Genomic DNA, 9,678 nt, shown 5'->3' on the forward strand with positions numbered 1-9,678 from the left:
ACAGGTCTCACGCTGCGCTTGCGATAACCTGCCGGCCAGGGATGGCCGCAATCAATTCCCGCGTGTACTCGCTGGCCGGCCGATGGAAGATCTGCTCCACCGAGCCCTGTTCAATCACCCGGCCGTTGCGCAACACCAGCACCTCATGGGCGAAGTTGGCCACCACTGACAAGTCGTGGGACACCAGCACATAGGCAATGCCCATCTCGCGTTGCAGCTCTTCCAGCAGCTCAAGGATGCGCGCCTGCACCGACACATCGAGCGCGCTGACCGGCTCGTCGAGCAACAACAGGTCAGGTTTCAACGCCAGGGCCCTGGCGATGGCGACGCGTTGGCACTGGCCGCCCGACAACTCTCGCGGCAGGCGATCCAGGTAACTGACCGGCAAATGCACGCGGCTGATCAACTGCCGCGCCGCCTGTTCCAGCGCGGCGCCCTTGAGCCGTCCGAATGACACCAGCGGTTCGACGATGCTATCGAACACGGTGAAGCGTGGGTCCAGGGCGGCAAACGGGTTCTGCTGCACCAATTGCAGGCGTTGGCGCAGTGGGCGGAAGTCGCGCCAGCTCAGGTGGGTGACGTCCTGTTGTTCGAACCAGACCTGGCCCTGGCTCGGTTTTTCCAGGCCGAGTGCGATGCGCAGCGCGGTGCTCTTGCCCGAGCCGGACTCGCCGACGATGGCCAGGGTCTGGCCGGGATACACCTGCAGGTTGAGGTCCTCGAGGGCCACGAACGTTGATTCTTCACCCTTGACCCTGGGCAGTACAAACGTCTTGCCGACGTTTTTCAGGCTCAGGATCGGTTGTTGTGTCGAATCCATGCGCGGCAAGGGCTCACGCCGTCTGGCAAACGCCGGAGCAGCGGCAATCAGCGCGCGGGTGTAGTCGTGTTGTGGCGTGCCGAGGATCTGGCCTGGCGCGCCCTGTTCGACCACTTCACCGTGTTGCATCACCAGGATCCGGTCGGCGCGGTCGGCGGCGACGCCCAGGTCATGGGTGATGATCAGCAGCGAAATCCCGCGCTCGCTGACCAAGCGCTGCAAGTGGTCGAGGATCTTGCGCTGCACCGTCACATCCAGGGCGCTGGTGGGTTCGTCGGCGATGATCAAGCGCGGGTTGCCCGCCAGGGCAATGGCGATCAGCACACGCTGGCGCATGCCGCCGGAGAGTTCATGGGGGTACTGACGGGCGCGCAGTACAGGCTTGTCGATGCCCACCTGTTGCAGCAGTTCGACAATGTCCGCATCGACGGCGGGGTAGCGTTTGCCCTTGGCCAGGATCAGCGCTTCGGCGATCTGCTGGCCCACGCGCAGGGTCGGGTTGAGGCTGACCATCGGGTCCTGCGGCACCAGTCCAATGGTGCGGCCGCGCAATGCACGCTTTTGGCGTTCATTGGCGCGGGTCAGGTCGTGGCCGTCTACCCACAGCTGGCCGGCGATGACCTGCGCACTGTCCGGTAACAGACCGAGGATAGCGTTGGCCAGGGTCGATTTACCGGAGCCGGACTCACCGACAATCGCCACGGTCTCGCCCTGGGCGATGCTCAGTGACAGGCGATTGACCGCCGTGTTGCCGTGCCGATAGCTGACGCTGAGTTGGCGTACATCCACTAAAGCGCTCATCGCTGGATCTCCTCGAAGGTGCGGGCGATATGGTTGAGGCTGAACACCACGGCCACCAAGAACAGTCCGGGCAGCAGGGAAACCCAAGGAGCGGTGATCAAAAAGTGTCGACCATTGGCGATCAAGGTGCCCCATTCCGCAGCCGGTGGCGCAGCACCGAAACCGAGGAAGCTCAAGCCTGCGGTGGCCAGGATCGCGGCGCCAAAGTCCAGGGTCGCCAGCACGGCCACCGGCCCCCATGCGTTAGGCAGGATGTGCCGCAGCAAGGTGCGCCCCCAGCTGGCGCCGCCCAGGCGTGCGGCCTCGACATAGGGCAGGGTCTTGACCCGCAGCACCTCGGCGCGGGTGGTGCGGGCAAACCCCGGAATAATGCCGATGCCCACGGCAATCGCCACGGGTACGGTGCCGAAGCCGATGGCCGTGACAATCGCCAGGGCCAGCAGCAGGCCGGGCAGGGCCAGCAGCACATCGACGAAGCGCATGATCACCGCGTCGATGCGGCCACCGGCAAAGCCCGACAGAATGCCCAGGCCCAGCCCGCCCAGGAGGGCAATGCCCACCGCAAGAAACGCCGCCAGGACCGATAGGCTGGCGCCATGGACCACCCGCGTATAGAGGTCGCGTCCCAGCTCATCGGTGCCAAACCAGTGGATCAGGTTGGGCGCGCGCAGCTTGTCGACGGGCGAGGTGGCGTAAGGATCAAAGCTGCTCAACAAGTACGGCGCCACAGCCGCCACCAAGGCAAATACCACCACCAGCAGCGCCAGGCTGAACCCTGGCCGCCGCAACAGTGGCAACATCGTCGCCGTGACGCGTTGCAGGCGGCTGCGGCGGCGCCACAGCGCAGGGCTGGCCGGGAGGGGATTGCGGCCCAGGTTCTGCTCAAGGACGGTCATGGTCTAGAACACCTTTGGCGTGTGGGAGATGCGCGGGTCGAACCACGGGTACAACAGGTCGACCAGCAGGTTCACCAATACAAATGCCGCCGCCGACACCGAAACGATGGCGAGCACCACCGGAATGTCCTGGCGCAGCACCGCTTCCTGGGCCAGGCGGCCAATACCGGAGCGGGCGAAGATGGTTTCCACCAACACTGCGCCCGACACCGTATTGCCCACCTGCAAGCCGATCAGGGTGAGGATCGGCAACGCCGCATTCTTGAAGCCATGGCGTGCCTGCACCTGGCCACGGCTCAGGCCCTTGGCATACGCAGTGGTGATGTAGGACTCTTTCCACACCCCTTGGAAACTGCGTTGCAGCACCTGGGCGTACACCGCTGCACTCGGAATCGCCAAGGTAACGGCAGGCAACACCAGGCTTTCCAGGCCCCGGCTGCCGGTAGCCGGGAACCAGCCGAGGCCGAAGGCAAACACCTGGATCAGCAACAGCCCCATCCAGAATACCGGCACCGAAAAGCCCAGCGACGGCAGGCGCGCCAAGGCTTTTTTCAGCGGTTGCCAACGGATGTAGGCGGTCAGGTAGGCCAGGCCGATTCCGCCAAGCAGTGACAACACGATGGCCAGCCCCGCCAGGGACAGGGTCTGCGGCAGGCGTTCGGCAAGCAGTTCGGCCACCGGGCGATTCAGTGAAAGCGACTGTCCGAAATCCCCCCGCAACGCCCCCAACAGCAGGTCGAAATACTGTTCGAACAGGCCTTTATCCAGGCCGTAGTAGGCCCGCGCCTTGGCCAGGTCTTCCACCGACAGCGCGTCGGCCTCCATGCCCGACGCGCTGAGCATGATCGACAAGGTGTCGCCCGGCAGCAGATACAGAATGAAATACGTGATGCTGTAGGCCCCCCACAGCACCAGCAGCGCCTGGCCGATACGGCCGATCAGATAGCGGCTCATGGCGTGCCGATCTCGATATCGCCCAGCAGTGCAAAGCCCTCGGCGGTCCAGCGAAAGTGCTTCACCTTGGGCGATGTCGCCGCCTGCCACACGCGCTCATACACCGGGAATGCCGAGCTTTCGTCAATCAACAGGTCCTGCAGGCTTCCATAGGCAGCAGCACGCTGTTGGCCCTGAGTGGCCGTGATGCCGGCATCGAACAAGCCCTTGGCCTTTTCCAGCACCGCCGGTTCATAGGTGTTGGTGGCCAGCGTGGAGCTGTTGGCGCTGCGCGGATCGAGGATGGTCTGCAGGATGATCGGGTCGGCGCGGGTCATGTAGTTGATGGTCAGGTCATAGTTGCCCGCCGAGTTGTTGGCGACCCATTCGGCGCGGGTGACCACGCTGAGTTTCAACTCGATGCCGACCTTGCGCAGTTGGTCCTGGATCAGCACATCGCCGGCGGTCTCGGCCGGGGTGATGTTGTAGCTCAGGCTCAGGCGCTTGCCGTTTTTCTGCCGGTAACCGTCCGCGCCCTTGGCCCAGCCGGCGTGCTCCAGCAGTTGCTCGGCCCCCGCCGGGTCATAGGCCAGCTTGGCGCCCTGGCTTTTGAAGTACGGCGTGGTGACATCGAAGATGCCGTCCACCACCGGGAACTCGGCGTTGTACACGGTGCTGGCGTAGCTCTTGCGATCCAGGGCCTTTTGCAGTGCCAGGCGCACTTGCCGGTCGGCCAGGATCCGCTCGCCACGGGTATTGGGGTACAGGTTCAGCGCCGGCCCCGGCAGCGAGCGGCTCTGGATGGTCGCGCCCTTGGATTGGAACAGCTTCAGGTCGACGTCCGAAAACGGATTGCGCGGCCAGAGGATGTCGGCCTTGCCTTGCAGGAACAGGCCGTTGCGCACGCTTTCTTCGGGGATGTAGCTGATGTCCACCGCATCCAGGTGCGCCTCACCCTGGTTTTGCATGTTGGCCGAGGCCCAGGCGTAGCCTTTGCGCTTGGTCAGGTGCGCACCGACTTCCGGCGTGTAGCTGGCCAGTACGAACGGCCCGGTGCCGATGATCTTGCCCAGGGAGCGCTCCTTCACGCTCAGTGCGTAGGAGGCGGGGGCGAGGATCGCCAGGTTGGTGGTGGAGGTGGCTTGCAGGAAGCCCGCGTTGGGCTTGGCCAGCACCAGCTTGACGGTGAAGTCGTCGACCACTTCGGCGTGGTCATAACCCGCCAGGTAGGTGGCGCCGAACGTGGCCGGCAGTTCGGTGGCGAGTGCCTTGTCGCTGTCAAACGCGGTTTTCACCGCCTTGGCGTCGAAGCGTTCGCCGTTGCTGAAGGTCACGTCCTCCCGCAGGTGAAAGGTATAGGTCAGCGCGTCGTCACTGACTTCCCAGCGTTTGGCCAGCCAGGGAATGATCTTGCCGGTGTCCGGGTCCTGGTCGGTCAGGGACTCGGCGACGTTGCGCAGCAGCACGCGGTGCTCCAGCCAATAGACCTGGAACGGGTCGACGCTGACCAGGGTGGTGTTATCGCCGAAAAACGCGATGTTCAGGGTCTTGCCCGCCTGGGTGTCATGCCCGGGCGAGCAGGCGGCGAGGCTCAGCGCCAGGGCGCAGGGGGCCAGCAGGCGGCTCATCAAGTTGGCGGTATTCAATGGGGTGCCCTCATGTGGCGTATGGATCAGAAGTCGTAGGCGAGCTTGGTGTACCAGTAGCCACCGCCGGGGTAGAACGGCGGGTTGCCGTAGGCGGCCAGGCCGAGGTTGCTGTACACCGCGTGTTTGTCGGGGCGCACGTCGAAGATGTTGGTGCCGCCGATGCTCACGGTGAGGCTGTCGACGAAGGTGTAGCTGACGTCCAGGTCAGTGATCCATTTGGCGCCGAAGCTGCGGTCGCCAGTCGGGTTGACCGCCAGGGTCTTGACCGCGCCGTAGCGCGCGGTTTGCAGGTTGACGGCCAGGTCCTCGACCTTCCAGTTGGCGCCCAGGATCCACTTGGTCTTGGGTGACGCGTCGGTCAGGTCGCCTTCGCGGTCGCGGCCGACCAGGGTCACGCCGGAACCGGCCAGAGCCGCCGGTGTGTCGCGGGTGCCTTCAATCGTGGTCTTGTTCCAGTTGAAGCCCAGGCTCCAGCGCACATCGCCCCAGGCCTCCAGCGGTGTGGTGTGGTCGGCGACCACGTCCAGGCCCTTGGTGCGCGTATCGAACGCGTTGGTGTAGTAGTTGACCCAGGTGCCGGTCGGTACACCCTGGGCGGCGAGAATGGCGTTGATCGCGCCGTTGCCACGGTCGTAGATATTGCTGGTGAGGGCGATGCGGTCGTCAATATCGATCAGGTAGGCGTCGGCGGTGACGCTGGTGCGCGGCGCCGGCTGCCAGGTCAGGCCCAGCCCCAGGTTGCGCGATTTTTCCGGTTTGAGGTCATCGCCGCCCAGTGCCTTGGCCAGGTTGCTGCCGGACGGCGTCAGGCGCGTCACGGCCGGCACCACATTGCCGTTCACATCCACGGCCACGCGGTTGTCGGCCACGGTGTAGCCGATCTGGGTCAGGGACGGCGCGCGGAAACCGGTGCCCACGGTGCCACGCACCGCTACGGTGTCGGTGAGTTCGTAGCGTGAGTTCACTTTCAGGCCGAAGGTGTTGCCCGAATCATCGTCGTAGTGCTCGACCCGCCCGGCGACGTCGAGAAACCAGCGGTCCGTCAGGTCGAAACCCAGGTCCAGGTAGCCGGCGTAGTTATTGCGGATCAGGCTGACTTCATCTTCCGGACGGATCGTCACCGCCGCCTGTGCGCCAGACGCGGCGGGGTAAGTGCCAGTGATGTAGGCCTCGCGCTCGCCGGCGAACGTACTGAAATGCTCCCAGCGATGTTCCAGGCCTGCGGATACCTGCACCGGCGGCGTCAGGTTGAACAGGCTGTCGTAGCGGCGGGTGAAGTCCAGGTTGTTGACCCACTGCTCGAAGCGGAAGGTCGCCAGGTTATCGAACCTGGTCGGCGACGCGGTGCCCAGCGACGGGTTGATATTCAGGTCGCTGGAGTGGTGCACGTTGTTGCGCCCATAGGTGGTGCTCAGGTCCCAGTTCCAGTCGGCGACCAGGCCCTTGCCGCCGAACAGCAACTGGTAGTCGCGATCCTTGATGTTGTTGAGCGGGAAGTAACCATCGGGAAACACCTCGGGCACTGCCGCCGTGCCCGTGGGCAGGCGGAAGTAGTTGGCTGCCTCGGCATCCCGTTCGCCATAGGTGGAGAACGAGTACAGCGTCAGGTCTTCCAGCGGCAGTTCGGCGTTGTAGGCCAGGTTGAAGGCCTTGAGGTCGGGATCGCCGTTCTTGATCGCCACGCGGTCCCAGGCGGCTTCCTTGGTCGGGTCGGCAAACGCCCGCACGCTGCTGTCGGCCTTGTCGTTCCACGACGCGGTGCCACGTTTGCGCGCATCGGCCGAGAAGTGAAAGAAGCCGCCCTGGCCCAGTTCGAAGCCCTGGTCACCCGCGACCTTGATGGTCTCGCCCTGGCCGGAATACAACTGACCGTAGCTGGTCTCCAGGTGGCCGCCGCTTTTACTGGACTTGAGGATGATGTTGATCACGCCTGCGACTGCATCGGAACCATACTGTGCAGCCGCGCTGTCTTTGAGCACCTCGATATGGTCCACCGCGCTGACCGGGATCAGGTCGATGTCCACCGCATTCGCACCGCTGTTGTCGATGGAACCGCGCTGGCCGGTGGCGCCGTTATGCCGGCGTTTACCGTTGACCAGCACCAGGGTGTAGGCCGGTCCCAGGCTGCGGTTGCTCAGCGGGCGGGTCACCGAGTTGTAGCCGGCAATGTTGGTGCCGAAGTTGAAAGAAGGCAGCAGCTTGGCAATCGCCTCGGACAACTCGGCGCGGCCGGTCTTGAGCAACTGGTCGCTGTTGATCACATCGATCGGCGCCGGGCTGTCGGCCACTGTGCGTTGCTGGCCACGCAGGCCGGTGGAAATCACGGTGACAGTGTCGAGCTTGGCGTCATCGGCGAAGGCGGGCACAGCGGCCAGGAGCAGGGAACCGGTCAGGAGCGAAAGAGGCAACTTCTTGAGGGGCGTGGGGAAAGCGATGTCTGGCATGGAGATAACCTGGAGGGTGGGGGTGCGTCCTCCGCCAGGTATGGGGTCGGTCTGTGAAGTGAAGATATCTCTATAAAAAAGCTGAGTGAAAGTCTTTTTTGGAATAAGCTAATCATCAGATATTGTTATTTTTATATTCTATAAAATCAGATGTTTTTATTATGTTGCCCCTGAACTCATGGCGGGGAGATTGCCATCAGCCACGGGGCCCTCTGAGCGTGGTTATCGGTCCCCGTGGTCATTAACCTTGCGCACACGGTCAACAATCAGCTCAAACAACAAGTATGGCTCGCTGTGCTTTCCACCCTGAGCACGCTTGAGCAGTGCTTCGTTCCAGTCACCGGTCCACAGGCCGATAACATCTTCGATCAACCAGGTGCCTATGCCTTTTCCGAGCAGGGCTGCTTTGTCGGGTGCAATCTGGGTCGCTGATTCGCCGCGTTCTATCAGATCCTCAATCAGGCGTGCGGGGATCACAGGGATGGAAACCCCCTGGCATTCGGGGCCAAGCAACAGCAGGAAGCTGGCCATCGTCTGGCTTGTCAGGTCGTGCAGCTGGCTGTTCTTGATGGGGTAGTACTCGCGACCGCCAGAGGTTAGATAGAGCCGTTTGGCCTGTAGCAACGAGGCGCGTCGTGCAAAGGTTTTCCCCGACTCGCGGCCTTCAAAGATCAGGCATACATCGGCGGAAAAACTGTCCGAGCCCAGGCCTGGGCCACCTTCTTCCTGCTTGCCGACAATCCGGTGCACCAGTTTCAGCTCCAGGCGTTCATTGGCGTCGGTTTCATCGGCAATGATTGCAAGTTGCTCTGTGATGTTTGAAAAAGCCGTCGCGAGGCGTTCAAACATCAACGTCAAATGGACTTCTTCTCCGCTGGACAGTGTTTTATAAATCCAGGCGGCTGACCTGTTTGCTGACTCATTCAACGTCCGCTCAATCAGTTGCTCGAACTCAGCATTGTCAATCCATGTTCGGGCTGTTGTCGCAGCGGGGCGCGCTGAAATGGCCTCGTTACGTTGGGACATATTCAGGGCCATCAGGTCAGGTGCCTGATGGGCCATATCCCTGACGGCGCAGGCACGGCGGCGTACCAGTCGGTCTGTGTGGTTGAGTAGACTGGAAAGTGCTGCCTCGCAGCGGTCGCCATGCAGTTCCAGCGCAGTGAACACGATGGCCCTGTCTTGATTGAGCGGGCCGTACCACAACAGGGCTTCGAGAGTGGCCTCTCGCAGGGCTGTGTCACCTTCAATCACTGCGTCCAGCTGGCGTCGCCACGACGCCTTGGTCTCGCAGCCGAGCTGGGTAACGGCATAACTCGAAGTCGGGTACGTAGAGAGACCGAACTCTCGAAGCAATTCGGCAACCAGGGTGACGGGCCCGTCAAGCGCGAGGGACAGCCCGGATTCGCTGTCATTACCAATGCCGCCACCCCACAGCAGGTGTTGCAACTGACCCCATCGGGTATCACCCGACCATCTGGCGAAAAGCGAAGACAGTTCTTCTCGACTCTTGAACGAACCCAGCTGCGTCATGACTGCCGACAGAATCTGCATTGCCCCGGAGCGGTGTCCGTTGAGCTTGCAAAGACGAGGGACCCACACGTTGAAATTGGGCGTTTCGTTGCGGACTTTGCCCAGCAGGACCTCGAGCAGTTCAGGGTCGTCCTGCAGTCGCTGCCAGCGCTTGATGAACGTACAAAAATCGTCATTGACGCTGTAGTGTTTTTCTTTGGTAAACAACGAAATCGCGTGTTCCTTGAGCAACGACCCGACGAGGTCCCAGTGGTCGCTGCCCCATTTCAGCAGCACGTCCAGGATCGCTTTTCTGGGCTCATAACCGTTGATTCGTTGGCTGGCCCACTCAAGGCTCACAAAACGCTCACCGCTCAGCACCAAGGATTCTGCTGCCTCAACGATTGCGCTGGCGGCTGCTGGAGCATTCAGTTCGTCCTGACTATAAAAATTACTGCCCGCGTGCAAGATAACCGCCTGGATCGCTTGATCAACGTCGTCGTAATGATCGGGAGGCTGTGGTTTTGGTTGAGATGGGATGCCAATACCCAAAAAATAGTCGTCCATTGACAAAGTCCTGATTGAGCGCGGGTGAGTGTGGAAAGTTAATAGCGAGCACTTAG

The 9,678-nt window shown here is 62.3% G+C and carries 6 protein-coding genes; all 6 read right to left on the minus strand.

Annotated features, from left to right (window positions below; genetic code table 11):
* Positions 1-7: 7 nt before the first annotated feature.
* Positions 8-1,621, minus strand: coding sequence for a dipeptide ABC transporter ATP-binding protein (locus BLR69_RS05200; RefSeq protein ID WP_071495764.1), 1,614 nt, complete (start codon positions 1,619-1,621; stop codon positions 8-10).
* Positions 1,618-2,517 (minus strand): ABC transporter permease, encoded by a 900-nt coding sequence (locus BLR69_RS05205; RefSeq protein WP_071495763.1) that lies wholly within the window; start codon positions 2,515-2,517, stop codon positions 1,618-1,620. The genes BLR69_RS05200 and BLR69_RS05205 overlap by 4 nt, the downstream gene beginning before the upstream one ends.
* 3 nt (positions 2,518-2,520) lie before the next feature.
* On the minus strand, positions 2,521-3,471 hold the full coding sequence (locus BLR69_RS05210; protein ID WP_071495762.1) for an ABC transporter permease: 951 nt from the start codon (positions 3,469-3,471) through the stop codon (positions 2,521-2,523).
* Positions 3,468-5,078, minus strand: a complete 1,611-nt coding sequence (locus BLR69_RS05215; RefSeq protein WP_071495845.1) for an ABC transporter substrate-binding protein — start codon at positions 5,076-5,078, stop codon at positions 3,468-3,470. The genes BLR69_RS05210 and BLR69_RS05215 overlap by 4 nt, the downstream gene beginning before the upstream one ends.
* A gap of 44 nt (positions 5,079-5,122) precedes the next feature.
* A complete protein-coding gene (locus BLR69_RS05220) occupies positions 5,123-7,543 on the minus strand; it encodes a TonB-dependent receptor plug domain-containing protein (protein ID WP_071495761.1) in 2,421 nt (806 codons plus the stop codon).
* 222 nt (positions 7,544-7,765) lie between these two features.
* Positions 7,766-9,622 (minus strand): hypothetical protein, encoded by a 1,857-nt coding sequence (locus BLR69_RS05225; RefSeq protein WP_071495760.1) that lies wholly within the window; start codon positions 9,620-9,622, stop codon positions 7,766-7,768.
* Positions 9,623-9,678: the final 56 nt, after the last annotated feature.

The organism is Pseudomonas azotoformans (assembly GCF_900103345.1).
GTDB lineage: Bacteria > Pseudomonadota > Gammaproteobacteria > Pseudomonadales > Pseudomonadaceae > Aquipseudomonas > Aquipseudomonas azotoformans.

Excerpts from the sequence above, each read along its gene's own strand:
- BLR69_RS05220 (WP_071495761.1), bottom strand. The coding sequence starts at position 7,543 with ATGCCAGACATCGCTTTCCCCACGCCCCTCAAGAAGTTGCCTCTTTCG.
- BLR69_RS05200 (WP_071495764.1), bottom strand. The coding sequence starts at position 1,621 with ATGAGCGCTTTAGTGGATGTACGCCAACTCAGCGTCAGCTATCGGCAC.
- BLR69_RS05205 (WP_071495763.1), bottom strand. The coding sequence starts at position 2,517 with ATGACCGTCCTTGAGCAGAACCTGGGCCGCAATCCCCTCCCGGCCAGC.
- BLR69_RS05210 (WP_071495762.1), bottom strand. The coding sequence starts at position 3,471 with ATGAGCCGCTATCTGATCGGCCGTATCGGCCAGGCGCTGCTGGTGCTG.
- BLR69_RS05215 (WP_071495845.1), bottom strand. The coding sequence starts at position 5,078 with ATGAGCCGCCTGCTGGCCCCCTGCGCCCTGGCGCTGAGCCTCGCCGCC.
- BLR69_RS05225 (WP_071495760.1), bottom strand. The coding sequence starts at position 9,622 with ATGGACGACTATTTTTTGGGTATTGGCATCCCATCTCAACCAAAACCA.